The 16,213-nt window shown below is 68.5% G+C and carries 12 protein-coding genes and 1 pseudogene; 7 read left to right on the top strand and 6 right to left on the bottom strand.

Annotated elements, in window-relative coordinates; translation table 11 throughout:
• The first annotated feature begins 897 nt into the window (after positions 1–897).
• The 3 genes and pseudogenes from FOF52_RS22005 (at position 898) to FOF52_RS01175 (ending at position 2,364) form a co-directional block, all read left to right on the top strand.
• A pseudogene (locus tag FOF52_RS22005) lies at positions 898–1,420 on the top strand (DUF6879 family protein).
• A 108-nt stretch (positions 1,421–1,528) separates the two neighbouring features.
• On the top strand, positions 1,529–1,891 hold the full coding sequence (locus FOF52_RS01170; protein ID WP_248591974.1) for a protein kinase family protein: 363 nt from the start codon (positions 1,529–1,531) through the stop codon (positions 1,889–1,891).
• A 230-nt stretch (positions 1,892–2,121) separates the two neighbouring features.
• Complete coding sequence (locus FOF52_RS01175; protein WP_248591975.1) at positions 2,122–2,364, top strand: hypothetical protein; 243 nt, start codon at positions 2,122–2,124, stop codon at positions 2,362–2,364.
• 33 nt (positions 2,365–2,397) lie between these two features.
• Here FOF52_RS01175 and FOF52_RS01180 read toward each other — a convergent pair whose 3' ends face one another.
• From FOF52_RS01180 to FOF52_RS01200, 5 genes are all read right to left on the bottom strand, one after another.
• Positions 2,398–3,627 carry a type II toxin-antitoxin system HipA family toxin gene (locus FOF52_RS01180; protein WP_248591976.1) on the bottom strand — a complete coding sequence of 410 codons (1,230 nt, stop codon included), beginning with the start codon at positions 3,625–3,627 and terminating at the stop codon, positions 2,398–2,400.
• Positions 3,614–5,356 carry a DUF262 domain-containing protein gene (locus FOF52_RS01185; RefSeq protein WP_248591977.1) on the bottom strand — a complete coding sequence of 581 codons (1,743 nt, stop codon included), beginning with the start codon at positions 5,354–5,356 and terminating at the stop codon, positions 3,614–3,616. The genes FOF52_RS01180 and FOF52_RS01185 overlap by 14 nt, the downstream gene beginning before the upstream one ends.
• Positions 5,357–5,465: 109 nt before the next feature.
• Entirely contained in the window at positions 5,466–6,398 is a 933-nt protein-coding gene (locus tag FOF52_RS01190) for a hypothetical protein (protein WP_248591978.1), read from the bottom strand.
• Between the two features lie 1,052 nt (positions 6,399–7,450).
• Positions 7,451–7,948 (bottom strand): ATP-binding protein, encoded by a 498-nt coding sequence (locus FOF52_RS01195; protein ID WP_248591979.1) that lies wholly within the window; start codon positions 7,946–7,948, stop codon positions 7,451–7,453.
• A complete protein-coding gene (locus FOF52_RS01200) occupies positions 7,948–8,280 on the bottom strand; it encodes a hypothetical protein (RefSeq protein WP_248591980.1) in 333 nt (110 codons plus the stop codon). Before FOF52_RS01200 ends, FOF52_RS01195 begins: the two co-directional genes overlap by 1 nt.
• A gap of 209 nt (positions 8,281–8,489) precedes the next feature.
• On the opposite strand from FOF52_RS01200, the gene FOF52_RS01205 reads away from it, so the two are divergent.
• From FOF52_RS01205 to pglX, 4 genes are all read left to right on the top strand, one after another.
• Complete coding sequence (locus FOF52_RS01205) at positions 8,490–9,338, top strand: helix-turn-helix domain-containing protein (RefSeq protein WP_248591981.1); 849 nt, start codon at positions 8,490–8,492, stop codon at positions 9,336–9,338.
• Positions 9,331–9,543, top strand: a complete 213-nt coding sequence (locus tag FOF52_RS01210; protein ID WP_248591982.1) for a DUF397 domain-containing protein — start codon at positions 9,331–9,333, stop codon at positions 9,541–9,543. The genes FOF52_RS01205 and FOF52_RS01210 overlap by 8 nt, the downstream gene beginning before the upstream one ends.
• Positions 9,544–9,728: 185 nt before the next feature.
• Positions 9,729–9,914 (top strand): DUF397 domain-containing protein, encoded by a 186-nt coding sequence (locus FOF52_RS01215; protein ID WP_248593710.1) that lies wholly within the window; start codon positions 9,729–9,731, stop codon positions 9,912–9,914.
• Positions 9,915–10,007: 93 nt separating this feature from the next.
• Positions 10,008–13,703, top strand: coding sequence for a BREX-2 system adenine-specific DNA-methyltransferase PglX (pglX, locus tag FOF52_RS01220; protein WP_248591983.1), 3,696 nt, complete (start codon positions 10,008–10,010; stop codon positions 13,701–13,703).
• A 138-nt stretch (positions 13,704–13,841) separates the two neighbouring features.
• Here pglX and FOF52_RS01225 read toward each other — a convergent pair whose 3' ends face one another.
• Positions 13,842–15,890 (bottom strand): trypsin-like peptidase domain-containing protein, encoded by a 2,049-nt coding sequence (locus FOF52_RS01225; protein WP_248591984.1) that lies wholly within the window; start codon positions 15,888–15,890, stop codon positions 13,842–13,844.
• Positions 15,891–16,213: the final 323 nt, after the last annotated feature.

Raw genomic sequence — 16,213 nt, forward strand, 5'->3', positions numbered from 1 at the left:
GGCGCAGTGTCGCGGGGTTGGGGAAGTGAAGCGCCGCGGGGCTGGGGAGGTGAAGCGCTGCGGGACGACGACAGTCCCTCCGGTACCGGAGCGGCGGTGAAGGTTGCCGCGCCTCGCGGCCGAAGCAGACCGGTCGCCCGACTGCCTTCACGGCCATGATCTTGGCGGAAATGGCCTATGTTCTGCGGTTTGGTGCCCCATGGTGTCACGATCATGGCGGTTGGGGGCGGCTGCGGGGCGGGGTGCGGGTGGGTGCTGGACCAGCGGGTGTGTTTCGGCCGGGAGGCCCGGCAGCCCTGCCCGAGCCCCGGGGTCTCGGAGGGATTTCCGGGTGGCGGGTGTGCGGGGGTGAAGCGCCGCGGGGCTGGGAAGGCGCAGTGTCGCGGGGCTGGGGAAGTGAAGCGCCGCGGGGTTGGGGAGGTGAAGCGCTGCGGGACGACGACAGTCCCTCCGGTACCGGAGCGGCGGTGAAGGTTGCCGCGCCTCGCGGCCGAAGCACACCGGCCACCCGACCGCCTTCACGGCCATGATCGTGACACCGTGGGGCACCCAACCGTGGAACACGGGCCATTTCTGTCGAGATCGCCGAGGGCGGTGAAGGTCCGGGGGTTTCCCGTCGCGGAAAACATTCGTGCTTGTCTTCCGAGGACGGAGGCTTCTAACGTCGTGGCGGGGGAGGGCGGAAACTCTGCTGAAGGGAGAGCGGCCTCGTGCGTCTGACCAGGATCGACGGAACGTGTCGGAACGGCACGTGTCCGACCGTCTACGCAACCGACCGAGGAACGTACGTGATCCAGGGGTACGTGGTCAGCGACAGCGAACTGGCGGGGCAGGTGGACCTTCCGCGGGGAGAGGCCGCCGTCGAGGTCCCCCGGGAGCTCCTGGAGAGGGTTGCCCGTGATCTCTGAGGAAGGACTCGCGGAATACTTCGCTTCGTTCACGTCGTCGGCTTTCCGCCTGGAGACGCTCGACACGTACCGTGTCGCAGAGGAGGCCGAGTACTTCGACCGTTTCCTCTCCGGCGGGGAATTCCCCGAGGAGTGGCGGCACAACCCCTGGGTCCGTGGTATCACCGGTACCGGGAGAACGCTGCGGCGCGTCCGCGTTCTCACCCCCCGCTGAGCGACTATCTGAGGTTCCAACTCTCCTGGGGCTATCCGGGAAACGTCAGGGACGGCGAGGAGATCAGTGTTCTCGACCTCTCCGAGCACCCCGCCCCAGACCTTCCGGACCACGACTTCTGGCTTTTCGACGAGAAGACGTCCTCAGGATGCACTACACCGGGGCCGGTGAGTTCCTGGGGGCCGAGCGCATCGACGAAAGCCTGACCGCCGAGTATGTGGAATACCGCGACAGAGCGCTCGGCGCCGCCGTTCCCTACACCGATTACTGGGGCCGCGTCGACGACGATGCCGAGTGACGAAAGCAGCGATCTCGCGGCCGCATGGCGGGCGGGGGTGAGCGTCCCGAGAGTCCTCGCGGCGAGGCGCACGGGCACCACACTGGGAATGCTCCTGGAGAACCTGGGGTGTCCGTACGCGCGGCCACCGATGGGGACGGTGTCTCCGCGGCCGTGGAACCGCACTCCGCGGCGGTCCCCCACCACCTCCCTCCAGCCGACACCGACTGGCTGGCGTCGCTGCCGGAGCGGGCGCTGAGAACCCTGCGCCTGCTCACGCAGGCCGGTCGATGGTCCGGGTGCGAGGACATCGAAGAGCACCTGACAGGCATCGCCCGATCGGCGGGGAGCCGCGCGGAGGGGGCCATGACGCCGCCGTACGGCTGGGTCCACTCGGAGTTCCACCCCGAGAGCGTGTTCGTCGGCGACAACGGCGTGTACCTGCACGACTTCGCCCGCGCGTGCCACGGGCCGGGTCTTCTCGACCTCTGAAAGGCAGGCCATGGCAGTCAGCCCCCCGTTTCTCCTGATCGACGTGGACGGCGTGCTCAACCCGTTCCCCGGTCCCGGCGGTTCCGTCCCGCCGGAGTACCGGCCCTGTCGCCTGGCCCCTGACGGGTACACCGATGTTCCGGTGTGGCTCAACCCCGACCACAGCTCCTGGATCGCGGCCGCCGGTTCCGCGGGACTGGTCCGGCCCGTCTGGGCGACAAGCTGGGCGGGTGAAGCCGGCCGCGTGGATCGACGACGACTTCACTCCGCTCGATCACGACTGGGCGGCGCGGCGGACCTCAAGCGGAATCCCCACGCTGCTGATCAAGCCCGATCCTTACGCGGGCCTCCAGTGCCACCACATCGTCGCCGTGCGGCTGTGGGCTGACCCGCTTCCGATGATCTTGACAGCATGGGGCACCGAACCGCCCGCAGGTTATGGGGCGTTTTTGCCAAGATCATCGCGGTGGTGAACGCTGACCGCCGACTCACACGTTCGGTCCGTCTCAGGCGAGCAGTGTGCGGCTCCGCGCTTCGATGCTTTCGGTGACCCGGTCGCGTAGGTCGGGGAGGTCGGCGAGCAGTTCCGCCTGGGCGGGCCACGCCTCCCGGACCCGGTGGACCAGGTCGGCGACGACGTCGGCCAGGTGGGCGTCGGTGGCCTTCAGGCGGCGTTCCAGGCGGGTGAAAGCGCGAACGGTGACGTCCCCGAAGCGGCGGGAGCCCGCGAACTTCATGCCGAGTGTTTCGCCGTCGCCCATGTAGGCGCTGGTGCACACCAGGTCGTAGGCGGGGGCGAGGGTGGGTCGGCGCGGATCGTGATAGAGGAGGGACCAGTTCTTCAGGTGCGCGTCGCCGTTGGAGATGAGCACGGTGAACGCGAGTCGACGGGCGAACTCCCGCAGTGCCCCAAGGTCCCGGCCCCGGTGGATCAGCGACGCCACCGTCTCGTAGTTGCCGTTGTACTTCTCGTTGGGGTAGACGCCGCGCACCTGGGCGAGGTCCTCCATGTGGACGGGGCGGCGGTTCTCGTCGCGGTCGAAGCGGCGTACCGCGTAGGCGAGGTCCTCGTCGCCGGGCCACACCCGCGCGGGCAGGGAGTCGAGCTGGTCGCGGTGGTACAGCCGCACTTCGGGCACGTCGATGCCGACCGCGCGGGCCAGCGACATCATCGCGTGCTCGTTGCGGGGCACGTCCGGGTAGAGCCGGTCGGGGAGTTTCACGATCCAGTCGCCGCCCCGCCCGAAGGCCGGGAGGGTGAGCCGGTCGCCTTCGGCGAGCATGGAGAACTTCAACGCCACCCCGGCCAGGGAGAACCGCATCTCCGGGTGGTCGTCGTGCGCGGTCGTCGGCACCGTGGCGGGCCGCTCGTCCCAGTCGGGGGCGGCGAGTTCCTCTCCGTCGTCGCAGGGCAGCACCCGAACCGCGCCGGGGAGGTCGTGGCCGACCTGGGCGAGCAGTTCCATCTCGCGGTCGGCGGACACTCCCCGGTCGTCGGCGATCCACTGCCGCAGCACCCCTTCGGGCAGCAGGTTGGAGAACCACGGCGGCAGCCGCAGCGCGGCGGAGTGTCGGTCGGCGGGGTCCGTTTCGAAGCGCAGTCCGAGCACGGCGCGCCGGGGGTTCGCCAGGTATTCGGGGGCGAAGGTGAACCGGGTGTGGTCGCCGCGCTGGTGGAGGGTGCCCACCCGGTCCCCGTGCAGCAGGACCGCGTACCGGTGCTCAGAGAGTGTCATGGTCGTCTTCGTCGGTCAGGTCCTCGATGAGGAGCTGGTCGATGGGCGGGGTGTCCTCGAAGTCCCATTCGCACATACGCGCGAGGAAATCGCGCAGGTGGTTGGTGATGGCCTGCTGCCGCTGCTGGAGGAACGGGACGATGTTCTGGGCACGGCCGAGCTCCGCTGTCTCTGGGGTCAGCAGGTGCGAGTGGAGGGTGTCCAGCCATACCTTTTTGCTCATCGTCGGCGGACGAAACCACAGGGAGTGCCCTGCGTTTTTTCCGACCTCGTCCTCCGTGAACGGGATGAACAGCCGGTTTGCGGCCCACCAGCGGTGGGACGTGGGCAGGAGCGACGGGGGGTAGACGTATCTGACGGCATCGGCGACAGTGCTCCGGTCAATCAGCGCGTCAGCAAGCTGACTGGTGTCGAATGGCTTGCCGTTGCTGGGGTCACAGGGCTGCAACGCCCACCAGGAGCACAGGGTGATCTTCGCTGACGCCTCGTTGGTCCGGAACCTGCGGAGCTCAGGAAGCGGAGGTATGGGGCGTTCGACCGCTGCCAGCAGGTCCTGGACCGAGCCGGTGAGGTCACCGGGACGGACCTTGCCGCAGAGTTGCCGGACGGCTCCCGTGGTGCTGCCCCGGAAGATCTCTGGGCCGAGCAGCGCGGTCCGCCACAGCCAGCGGCGCAGCAGTCTCCGGTTGGTCGGATCGGGGTTGGGGAAGTGCCCGAAGACCCGGGTGAGGACTACCAGAAGGTAGCGGTAGGGCAGCAGGGTGAAATGGGGAATCCCGGCGTCCTCCTGGAGGAATTCGACCGCGCGCAGCAGAGCCTCTTCGCCTTTCCGGAACGCGGTGTCCCGGTCCTCTCCTGGAAAGTCGATGGTTCCTTGGCGTTCAGCAGTACTGAATTCGAGCCGAATCTCGCGATGCACGTTCGGGCCGCGTCGGGCGAGGACCGAGGAGTGCACCGTGTCGTCGTCGATCCGGCCGAATGCCCGCTGTCTGTCGATCTGCTCGGCCATGACCCCGAAGGTCAGTGCGGGTTCCTGGTCGGACTCGTCGCCCGCGTGCAGCGCGGTGAAGATCTCCGCCCGGCTCAGCCGCTTTCCGTAGCTGTTCATCCGGTCGAAGATGTCCCGCAGGACTTCCGGGTCTTCCTGCTTCACGAGGTAGGCCGGGACAGGGTGCTGGCGGAGGATGGTCGTCAACGTGTAGGCCCGGTCCTGGAGAGCAGCTACTTCGGGGTGGTGGGCGAACCACTGGAGGAGTCGGGGGAGGTCGAAGAGGACAGGTAGCGGGAGGATGTGCGGTTCCGTGGTGAAAGGAAGCGGAGCGGTGTTTGGCTCTGTAGTGGGAGGAAGCGGAACGAACCTTTCCTCTCTCAGGTCGTAGGCGAGGGCGAATCGGGAGTCGTGCATTCCAGCCGGGTGTAGTGCGCTGGCCAGGCTGGTGACCCGCTGCTGGCCGTCGACCACCCACAGGGCTTCTTCCATGCTGGGCGCGTCGATGGAAAGCGCTCCAAGGGTGAGGCGTTGCTTCTGTGCGGGGCGGAGCCACAGCAGGAGGCTGCCCACGGGATAACCCTTGATGATGCTGTCGAAGAGTCTAATCACGTCGTCACGGCCCCACCGGAACCCGCGCTGGAAGTGGGGGACCCGGATCTGTCCACGCCAGGCCAACTGGACCAGCCGTTCGACCTCGTATGTCGTCGCTTCAGGGCGGTTGTCCAGGCCGGTGGGCATCACTGCTCCTCAGAGGAAGGCTGTCGGATTGTCGGATCGCTGGGTTTCTTCGCGGCCGATGAAGGTCTCCCGAGCCATTGTCGCAGGGCGGACGCCTCACGTCGGGCCTTCACAGGTGGGGTTGGATGCGGGTGTGGACGGTGGTTTTGCTGAGGCCGACGGAGTGGGCGATGGCGGCGAGGGATTCGCCGGCTTGGTAGCGGCGGGCGAGTTCGCTGTCGGGGATGCCGATGTCTTTTCTGCGGCGGCCGGAGGGTTGGGGTGGGGTGGTGCGTTGGGCTTTGCGGCGTTGGCGCAGGCGCAGGACGGTGCCGGTGACGGTGCGGGTGGTGGGCTGTTTGCCGCGCACGTCGTGGCCCCAGGGGCGGGACGGGGTCTCGTGTTCGTGCCATAGGGCGAGGAAGGCCCGGCGGGCTCGGGAGAGGGCGGACAGGTAGCTGTGGTATTTCAGGCCGACGGCTTGGGCGGCTTGGGTGTAGTCGTCGTGGGCCGCGAGGGCGAGTAGGAGTTGGCGGTGGCGGGGGCGTAGGCGGGGCCAGATCTGGGCGAGGGCGAGGCGGTCCACCACGGCCGCCTCGGGGCTGGGATGCGGGTTGGCGGCCAAGGCCCAGTAGCGTTCGAAGCCGGGGCGGGTGGTCGCGTGGTAGCCGGGCTGCCAGCCGCGGAAGGCGCAGTCGGCGCGGGCTTCGTGGCGGATGGCGGTCCAGGCGAGGGTGAGCAGGGTGTGGCGGGTGGGGGCCTGGTCGGTTGCGTAGAGGTGGGTGGTGATGGCCTCCCAGGCGGCTTGGACGCGGATGTCGCGGTTGAGGTGGCTGCGGTGGTGGACGGTGGCGGCGGCGGTTGCGGCGATGTCGTCGAGTTCGGCGAGGGTGTAGCCGAACCGTAGGGGTTCGTGGCGGGGGTCGAAGGCGGCGGGGGCGGGTGCGGGCACGGCGGGTGTGGTGTCGGGCATGGCACTGGGGTCAAGTTCGGCGTCGAGGTTGGGCATGGCGTCGGTGTCGGGGGTGGTCATGGACGGGTTGTCACGGTTGCGGGTGGGCATCGGCCGGGAGGCCCGGCAGCCTTGACCGGGGGCTGGGGTGTGGGAGGGATTGGGAAGGCGGGCGTCTCCAGGCGGCTGGTGTTGGGGAGGGGGGAAAGGCCGGGGCCTGGGGCGGGGTTTCCCGGTGGCAGGGGCGAGGCCCTGTGGGGTGCGGGGCCTTCAGGGGCGTGGGCATGGCCGGGGACCAGGTGAGGCCCTTGGACCAAGCCGGGGTGGGAGGGGAAGGGGTTTGAGTCCCTCCGGAACCTGGGGCGGGGCAGATTGGGTGTGGAGAAGGAGGGGGTTGAGTCCCTCCGGTACCGGAGCGGCGGTGAAGGCTGCCGCGCCTCGCGGCCGAAGCAGCGGGAAAGGTTTCCGGTTGTGGGCCTCCCGGGCGGGTGGGGCGCGGGTGATCCTCGGCCGGGAGGCCCGGCAGCTTTGGCCTGGTCCGGGGTGCGGGAGGGGTTGGGAAGGCGGGCGTTTCCAAGGGGCAGGGCGAGGTGAAAGGCCCGGGGTGCGGCTGGCTTCCTGGGCGGTGAGGGGTTGAGTCCTTCCGGGGGGGCGGGGTTTTTGGGTGGTAGGGGGTTGAGTCCTCCCGGGGGTGGAGGGCTGGCTTCCTGGGTGGTAGGGGGTTGAGTCCCTCCGGTACCGGAGCGGCGGTGAAGGCTGCCGCGCCTCGCGGCCGAAGCAGACGTGTGGGTTTTCGGCTTTGGGTGCTCCAGGCGGGTGGGGTGCGGGGTTGGTGTCGGGTGTGGGCATGGGTGGGCTTTCACGGATGCGGGTGGTCTTCGGCCGGGAGGCCCGGCAGCCTTGACCTGGTCTGGGGTGGGGGAGGGGTTGGGAAGGCGGGCGTCTCCAGGGGGTGTGGGAAGGCCCGGGGTGCGAGGTGCCCGAGGGTGGGTGGGGCGAGCGGCGCGGACGGCTGACGCGGTGCGGCTGCGTGGAGGCTCGCCCCCTGGGGTGGGTGTTGATGTTGACGTGAGTGGGCGATAACGGGCGGATATGGCCCCCACGGCGTCAAGATCATCGGGGGTGGTGGGTCCTTGGTGGTGGGGGACCAGGGGATGCGGGGGTTAGGGGCGGTGGGAGAGGTGGGCGAAGGCGGGCAAGGGGGGCTCGAACACGGCCCAGACGGAGTGGCCGCCGTCTTCGGTGGTCCAGTGGCCCCAGTCGGTGGCCAGGGCCGCCACCAGACGCAGGCCGCGGCCGCCGACGGTGAGCGGGTCACCGGGTGGGCGGGCTTGTGGGATGCGGGGTCCTCCGGTGTGCGGGTCGGGGCGGGGACCTTGGTCGGCGACGGTGACCAGCACCAGGCCGGTGCGCAGGGCGGACAGGCTGACTGAGACCTTGCCGCCCTGGCCGCTGCGGGAGTGGCGGCAGGCGTTGGCGAACAGCTCGGCCGCGACCAGTTCGGCGTCGTCCACGACGTGCGGGAAGCCGGCCAGGCTGGCGCGGACGCGGTGGCGCAGGTCCGGGCAGAGCGCGGGGTCGCCGGACAGTTCCCAGAACTCCGAGACCACACACAGGCGGCCGGAGCCGGGGTGGCCGGTGTCGTTGGTGTTGTCGGTCATCAGGCGGCTCCCTTCAGCGAGGCGCGGCGCGCGGCCACCAGGTTGATGCGGGACCGGGTGGGCGGCCGCTCCCGCCCGCACAGCGCGGCGGCGGCCTCCTTGACCCGCGTCACGTGCGCGGACCCGGTGCGCCCCCAGATGAACCACCGGTTCCCGGGGGCGTCCTCCACCACCACGACCGGGACCAGGCGGGTGGACGCGCGGACGTAGAGCACCGGGTGGGCGGTGGCGGACAGGGCGATGAGCGCGGTGCCGCCCATCCTGTGGACCTCCTCTTGCAGGCGGGCGAGTAAGGACTGACGGGTGTCACCGGTCATGACCTGTGCAGACATGGCTCTCCCAAGGAAAGTGACGTGGCTGGTGTGTGGTCACCGGAGGAGGCGGGCTCCGTGACTGGATGACTCCAAGTTAAATGCAAGGCCTGTAAGTTACAAGGCATGCAAAAGAACTGGTCTGTATTGTTGAGCTATGTCTGTTTTCGCGCGGTGGGATGATGGTCACAGCACCCAGAAGCGGAGTCGGCCGAGCGAAGGAGACTGTCGTGACCCAGGGCTCACCGGTGCGCAGGCACTATCTGGTCAGCCAGCTCAAGCGGTTACGCGCGGAGGCGAAACTGTCCCAGGAGCAGGTCGCCGACGAGATGGGTTGGGACGTCAGCAAGCTCTACCGCATTGAGAACGGCCGATTCGTTCGGCTCAACACCGAGTCGGTCGCCGGGCTGTGCCGCCTCTACGGAGCCGACGACAGCCTGCGTGAAGAACTTGTCGCTATCGCCAAGGCCGCACGGAAGCACAAGCCGTGGTGGTTCCAGTACGAGGAGGTCGCGGGGAACGCCTTCTACGGCTTGGAGAACGAGGCGACCAAGATCCAAGAGTATGCAGTCGGCCTCATCCCAGGGCTACTCCAACACCCGGACTACATCGAGGCACTGATGAGCCGAGGACTGCTCAAGAATCCCGAGCAACAGAGGAAACGGCTCGACGCGCGTCGTCAACGGCAGACCAACGTCTTGGAACGCGACAATCCGCCACAAATGTGGTCGATCATCGACGAGTCAGCCTTGCGCTGCCTCGTCGGCGGTCGGCAGGTTATGCGCGTCCAGTTGGAGCACCTGCTCGAACTAGTAAACCGGCCCAACCTCGACATCCAGGTGCTTCCCCTGTCGAGGGGTATGACCCAGCCCTACAACTTCACGCTTATGAGCCTTGGCGAGAATGAGCGAGTGGGATACATCGACGTTCCGCCCAACGGACACTTCTTCGAGGGCTCAGACGAAGTCGCCGACCATACCCGAAGGTTCGAGCTCATCCAGGCCGCAGCGCTGCCTCTGAGCGAGACTCCCACGTTCCTCCACCGAGTGATCACCAACCTGAAGGACGCCGATGACTGAAAACAGCCTTGCTTTCCAAACGATCACCAGCGCCCGCCAGTGGCACACCTCTAGCTACACACACGAGGAGGCCGCCTGTGTCGAGGTCTCCGAAGGTCCGGTGACGGGGGTTCGGGACAGTAAGAACCGTGACCTGGGCGCGCTGTTCTTCCCCGCTGCCGAGTGGGCCGCGTTTGTGCGGGCGGCGCGGCAGGAACAGATCTAGCGTTTACGTCGAGGACGAGGGCAGGGAGTTCAACGTGATGACCGGCGGCAACCGGTCGGTGGCGTTGAGCTCCACACTGTCCATAGAGCTGGCCGAAGAGGTTCGCAAGCCGCTGGAGAGTGAGTCAAGTGGTCGAGCAACGGGTGTGGTGTAGGAACAGCTACAGCGGGGGCGGTGAGAACTGCGTGGAGGTCTCTCTGCGACACTGGCACACCGCCAGCTACACCACGGACGAAGGAGCCTGCGTCGAGGTGTCCGAAGGCCCGGTGACGGGGGTTCGGGACAGTAAGAACCGTGACCTGGGCGCGTTGTTCTTCCCTGCTGCCGAGTGGGCTGCGTTCGTGCGGGCGGCACGGCAGGAGCGAGTCTAGCGTTTCTGGGGTTGTTGACGCTGTTGTCACTCTGATCGGTCACAATGGGGAGGGTCTGTCCATCCCCCGTCCCCGTTGTGGCCAGGAGTGCCCATGATCGACCATGCTTCCCTACTCAAGGATCTCCAACAGCAGGTCCGCATCCTGGAGAAGGACCTCCGCGAACGCAGTGAGGACCCCGAGGCGGTCAACGAACACAGCGGTGAGCCCTTCGTCCACGAGTTGAAGCGTGAGTACCAGCGGGCACTGGATGCTGAGCGGACCGCTTCCACCTACGGAGCTTGGCGGGATGAGCGGGTGACCCAGGCGGCGGTGGCCTGGGTGCTGGCCACGGTCTTCGTCCGGTTCTGCGAGGACAACCGGCTTTTGGAGCAGCCGTTCATCGCCGGGCCGCGCGACGCTGCCGGGCGCTATGACATCGCCCAGGAGTTGCGGGACGCCTGGGTGGCCGAGGACCGCTCCCGCACCGACCGCGACTGGCTGGTGCACGCCTTCAAGGCGATGAGCGTGTCGCCGATCATGGCCGGGCTGTTCGACCGCGCCCACAACCCGATGTGGACCATCACCCCGTCCCACCAGGCGGCCAAGAACCTGATCGGGTTCTGGCGTGAGGTCGGCGACGACGGCCACCTCCGCCACGACTTCACCGACCAGGAGTGGAACACCCGGTTCCTCGGCGACCTGTACCAGGACCTCTCAGAGGACATCCGCGAGAACTACGCGCTCTTTCAGACCCCGGAGTTTGTGGAGGAGTTCATCCTCGACCACACCCTGGAACCGGCCATTGAGGAGTTCGGCCTCGACGGCAACAAGATCTACCAGGCCGACAACAAGGGCTTCCGGCTCATCGACCCGACCTGCGGTTCGGGGCACTTCCTGCTGGGCGCATTCCACCGACTGCTAGCCAAGTGGCGCGAGGCCGAACCCGGTGCCTCGGACTGGGATCTGATCGCCCGCGCCCTGCGCAGTGTGCACGGGGTGGACAAGAACCCCTACGCCGTGGCGATCGCCCGGTTCCGGCTTCTGGTGGCAGCGATGAAGGAAGCGGGCATCACCACCCTCTCGGCGGGCAACCCCGACTGGCCGATCGTGGTGGCCACCGGCGACTCCCTCATCCACGGCCGAGGAGCGCCCGGCCGAATGGACGAACTGTTCCAGACTGACGAGGTCCACCACTACGCCACCGAGGACGTCCACGACTACGAAGCCGAGCACGATCTGCTGGGTGTGCACAGCTACCACGCGGTGGTGGGCAACCCGCCCTACATCACGGTCAAGGACAAACGAGAGAACCAGAACTACCGGGACCGGTATGCCACCTGTGCAGGCACTTACGCCCTGTCAGTGCCTTTCGCCGAACGGTTCTTCAACCTGGCCAAGCGCGCCGGTGGCGACGGAGCGGGCGCGGGAGTGGTCGGGCAGATCACCGCGAACTCCTTCATGAAACGCGAGTTCGGCAAGAAGCTCATCAACGATTTCTTCCGCAACGAGGTGCGCCTGACCCACATCATCGACACCTCCGGCGCCTACATCCCCGGCCACGGCACTCCCACCGTCATCCTCATCGGCCGCAACATGCCCAACACCCACACCACAACCGTCCGCGCGGTCCTGGGTATCCGAGGTGAACCGTCCCAGCCACAGAATCCCGCCGAAGGACTGGTCTGGTCCGCCATCACCAACCAGATCGACCACCCGGGCAGCGAAAGCGAATGGGTCAGCGTCGCCGATCTTGCTTGGGAGAGGTTCAAGGACCACCCGTGGAGTCTGGCCGGGGGCGGGGCTGACAGCCTGATGGAATCTTTGCAGGAGAGAAGCACTAGAAAGCTCGAAGCAGAAATTCAAGAGATCGGCTTTGGTGCGGTAACCCGTGAAGACAGCGCCTACATGGTAGGACGTGGGGCACTCCAACGTCATGGGATTTCCCGAGAGCATCAGCGGGCTATCGTTGAAGGCGACGCAACAAGAGACTGGGATATTAAAAATCCTACAGTTTCTGTCTGGCCTTATTCAAGTAGCACTCTTGAGGCTGAGAGCAGTAAAGCCATTGAACGTTTTCTCTACCCTTATCGAGGAATTCTTCGTGGTCGTGTCGCTTACGGGAAAACTCAACTAGAGCGTGGGCTCAAATGGTTTGAGTATTCGATGTTTTTTGCGGGGCGCTATAAAATCCCGCTCTCCATTGCCTTCGCTGAGGTTGCTACGCACAACCATTTCGTCCTGGACCGCGGTGGCAAGGTCTTCAAGCAGACTGCTCCGGTGATCAAGCTTCCCAAGGACGCCACGGAGGACCAGCACTTGGAACTTCTCGGGGTGCTGAATTCCTCAACGGCGTGCTTCTGGTTGAAACAGAACTGTACGTCTAAGGGCGGAAGTGGAATTGGGCGTGGGGTCCAGGATGAAGCCTGGGAAGGGCGCTACGCCTTTAACGCCACCAGGGTTCAGGAGTTCCCTCTCCCGGCTTCTCTCCCTCTAGACCGTGCTCGGGAACTCGACTCCCTGGCTCAGCGTCTTTCCTCCCTGGAGCCCTCCGCTGTGGTGGAGTCCGCCACTCCCACTCGATCCCGTCTGAATGAGGCGCGTGCCGAGTACGCCGCGATCCGGGCTCGGATGATCGCGTTGCAGGAGGAGTTGGACTGGGACGTCTACCACCGCTATGGCCTGATCTCCGACGCCGAGCACGCCGAACTGGTGCTGCCGGATACCGCCGACGTGCCGGGTATCAACCTGGGTGAGCGCGCCTTCGAGATCGTCCTCGCCCGCAAGGTCGCCGCCGGTGAAGCGAAAACCGAGTGGTTCTCCCGCCACGGTTCCACCCCCATCACCGACCTCCCCTCCCACTGGCCGGACGCCTACAAGCGGGTCGTGGAAAAGCGCATCGAGTTCATCTCCTCCCGCCGCGACCTCGCGCTCATCGAACGTCCCGAGTGCAAGCGCCGCTGGCAGTCCGAACCCTGGGAGAAGAAGGAGAAGGCCGCCCTCAAGTCCTGGCTGCTGGACCGCTGCGAAACCCGCTCCCTGTGGTTCGCTCCCACCGACACCGGTGAGGACGCCCCCCGGGTCCGCTCGGTCCTGGAACTCGCCAACCGCCTCCGTGACCTGCACCCCGAGACGGTGGCCGTGGCCGACCTGTACGCCCCCGACACCGACTTCGTCGATGTGATCGCCGAGATCGTCGCCTCCGAGCACGTGCCCTACCTGGCCGCGCTCCGCTACAAGGACTCCGGCCTGCGCAAGCGCGCCCAGTGGGAGGAGGTCTGGGAGCTGCAGCGCCAGGAGGACGCCCGCAACGCCACCCTGGCCGAGGGCGAGAAGGAGCACCGCCTCGACATCCCCGTCCCGCCGAAGTACACCTCCGCCGACTTCCGCCGCCCCTCCTACTGGTCCAACCGGGGCAAGCTCGACGTCCCCAAGGAACGCTTCGTCTCCTACCCCGGCGCGGAGGCCGACTCCGACGGCTCCCTGCTCCTCGGCTGGGCGGGCTGGGACCACGCCGAGCAGGCCACCGCCCTGGCCGACCTGGCCTACAACCGCCTGGAGGAGCACGGCTGGGCCTCCGACCGCGACCGGATGACGCCGCTGCTGGCGGGGCTGGCCGAACTGCGCCCCTGGGTGCACCAGTGGCACGCCGAGCCCGACGCCTACGGGCAGAGCCCGGCCTCCTACCTGGACGAGGACTTGGCGGACCTGAAGGACCGCACCGGTATCACCGACTCCGACATGGCCGCGTGGCGGCCTCCGGCCGCTGCCCGCGGCCGGGGCCGGGGGCGGGGCCGCGGCCGGGCCTGAGGCCCGGCCGCTCCCCCCAGCAGTAACCCGCATCCTTGATGGCCCCAGAGCCATCACCGCCTTCTGAAATGGCTCTGGGGCCATGATCATCAACGGGCTCAGCCCCGCCCCCGCCCGGTCCTCCCCTCCCCCTCCGGGCTATGCGGCCAGTCCCGGCGGCGCGGGGACCCCGTCCGGGTACAGGGCTTCGGCGACGGGGACGGCGACCCGGGGCTGGCGCAGGTACTCCTCGACGTCGTGGGGGCGCCTGCGGGAGTTGGCGGTCACCACCTCCACCAGTCCCGGACCCCACACGGGGCTCAGCGGGCAGCCGATGGTGGCGGCGTCGGCGGGGGTCCACGCGTTGAGCCAGGCCGCCACGCGGTCGGGGCGGCGGGGCGGCTGGAGGAGGACCCGTTCGTGGACGGCGTCGAGGCCGAGCGGGCTGCCCACGGTGACCAGCAGCGGCACGGTCACGTCGGGGCGGGCCCGGCTGAGCAGGTCCACGGCCACGACCGTGCCGAGGCTGTGGCCGACCACGACGACCTGTCCGCTCTGCGGGAAGCCCTCGGCCACCCGGTCCAGGACGGCGGTCCGCACCTCCTCCTCGCCCAGGTAGGCGGCGACGTCCCGGAGGAACAGGGCGATCAGCGCCTCGTCCAGGCCGCTGCGGGCCGCCACCCAGCTCAGCTCCCGCTGCAGGCGGCTGGTCAGCGGGGCGATGAGGCCCAGGGCCGAGGCGCCCTCCTGGTCGGTGGGCCCGCCCGCCAGTTCGGCGGGCATGCCGGAGCGCAGCGCGGCCTGCTCCAGCAGCGCCGCGTAGACCGCGTGCGGCTCCTCCAGGGGCGGGGCCAGCGCCTCGGCGAGGTCCACGGACTCGGTCGCGGCGGCGTCCGCGGTCAGTTCGGCGAGCAGGTCGCCGTAGTAGGGGAACCACGCCGACGCGGCCGGCACGGTGGGCAGGCCCGCCGCGAGCAGTCCCGAGTTGAGGGCGGCCGTCCACGCGGCGCGCAGCCGCGCGGGGTCCTTGCCCGCCATGCCGCGTCCGTGCACGAACACCAGGTGGACGTCGTCGGGGCCGCCGCTGCCGCGCACCCCCGACCGGCCCGACCGGGGGAGGCGTTCGCGCGCCCAGAACGGCTGGGGGCCCTTGGGCGCGGCCCGGCCGTCCGCGGGGGGCAGTCCGGCGCCGGGCCCCAGGGAGGCGAGCAGGTCCCGTTGAGCGCGGGGGAGGTCGGCCGCGGCGAGGAAGTCCAGGATGGAGCTGACGCGGGTGCCCTCGTTGCCGAGCCAGGCCGCCGCGGAGTCGGGGTCGCCGGGGCGCAGCGGCGTGCCGTCGGTGCGCAGCCGCCGCCCGTGGGCGTCGCGCCGGGGCACGGCCGAGTGGTGCAGCGCCACGACCTCCCACTGGTCGTTGTAGACGGGCGAGCCGGAGCTGCCGGGTTCGGTGTCGGCGGAGTACTGGAGGAAGTCCTCGGTCTGCTGGAGCAGCCGGCCGCCGCGGATCGCGATCTCCTTGAGGCGTCCCCGGGGGTGGCCGACGATGTTCACCGGTTCGCCGGTGACGACCTTGCCCTGGGTGCGCAGCAGCGGGTTCCAGCCGAAGACCGCGCCCGGCGGGCGGCCCTCGGCGTCGGGGCGGACCCGGACCAGGGCGAAGTCCAGTTCCCGGTCGGCGACGAAGAACCCCTCCGGGTCGAGGCGGTGCCGCACCGGCGTGCGGGGGTGCAGGTCGGCGTCGACCTCGGCGGCGAACTCGGCGACGGCCTGCTCGGCGGCCTCGGGGGAGTCGAGCACGTGGTGGTTGGTCAGCAGCAGGTCGGGGGCGACCAGGAACCCGGTGCCGCAGGGGAGTTCCCGCCCGTGGTGGACGTGGACCAGGCGGGCCACGGACGCGGCGGCGCGCGCGCCCCGGTACAGGAAGCCGACCGACTGCGCCTGGTTGGCGGCGCCGATGACGCGCTGGTAGATGCGGTGCCGCCGCACGGGGTCGGGCTCGGCGGGGGCGGGTGCGGGGGCGCGCAGCAGCGCGGCGAGCCGCTCGGCGCGCGCCCGCAGCTGGTCGAAGGTGTCGTGGACGGGGACTCCGGTGCGTTCCTGCAGCTGACGGGTGCGGGTGCGCGCCCGTTCGGTCTCGGCGAACCGTTGTGCGGCCCGCTGCTCCTGCCATTGCTGTTCGGCGGCGGTGCGGTGGGGGAACGTGTCCATCCGATTCCCTCCTCTCCTCCGGCGGGTCGTGCGCCGCCGGATTTTCCCTGCTCCCCCCATGATCGCCTCCGACCTCGGGGAATACCCGGGAAACCGGGAAAACAGCCGGTTTTCCGGGGGTGGGGACACCGGTGGCGGTCCCGTATCGTCCCAGGTCACGGCGGCATGCCGGGAAAGTTGTGACAAAGGATGATCGGTGGTGCTCTGGGGGTTTTCCGGGAAAGAAAAACCGGTTCACCGGAAAATGGCTGAACCGGTTGTGTGAAGTGCACCACTGGGGCTATCGTGGCGTCGGCGCCTCAGGAGGGAAACGGCAAGCGGGG

Source organism: Thermobifida alba, from assembly GCF_023208015.1.
GTDB classification, from domain to species: domain Bacteria; phylum Actinomycetota; class Actinomycetes; order Streptosporangiales; family Streptosporangiaceae; genus Thermobifida; species Thermobifida alba.

What these genes read in the sequence shown, in the direction of transcription:
- FOF52_RS01180 (WP_248591976.1), bottom strand. Translation starts at nt 3,627, where the DNA reads ATGACACTCTCTGAGCACCGGTACGCGGTCCTGCTGCACGGGGACCGG.
- FOF52_RS01185 (WP_248591977.1), bottom strand. Translation starts at nt 5,356, where the DNA reads ATGCCCACCGGCCTGGACAACCGCCCTGAAGCGACGACATACGAGGTC.
- FOF52_RS01190 (WP_248591978.1), bottom strand. Translation starts at nt 6,398, where the DNA reads ATGCCCACCCGCAACCGTGACAACCCGTCCATGACCACCCCCGACACC.
- FOF52_RS01195 (WP_248591979.1), bottom strand. Translation starts at nt 7,948, where the DNA reads ATGACCGACAACACCAACGACACCGGCCACCCCGGCTCCGGCCGCCTG.
- FOF52_RS01200 (WP_248591980.1), bottom strand. Translation starts at nt 8,280, where the DNA reads ATGTCTGCACAGGTCATGACCGGTGACACCCGTCAGTCCTTACTCGCC.
- FOF52_RS01210 (WP_248591982.1), top strand. Translation starts at nt 9,331, where the DNA reads ATGACTGAAAACAGCCTTGCTTTCCAAACGATCACCAGCGCCCGCCAG.
- pglX (WP_248591983.1), top strand. Translation starts at nt 10,008, where the DNA reads ATGATCGACCATGCTTCCCTACTCAAGGATCTCCAACAGCAGGTCCGC.
- FOF52_RS01225 (WP_248591984.1), bottom strand. Translation starts at nt 15,890, where the DNA reads ATGGACACGTTCCCCCACCGCACCGCCGCCGAACAGCAATGGCAGGAG.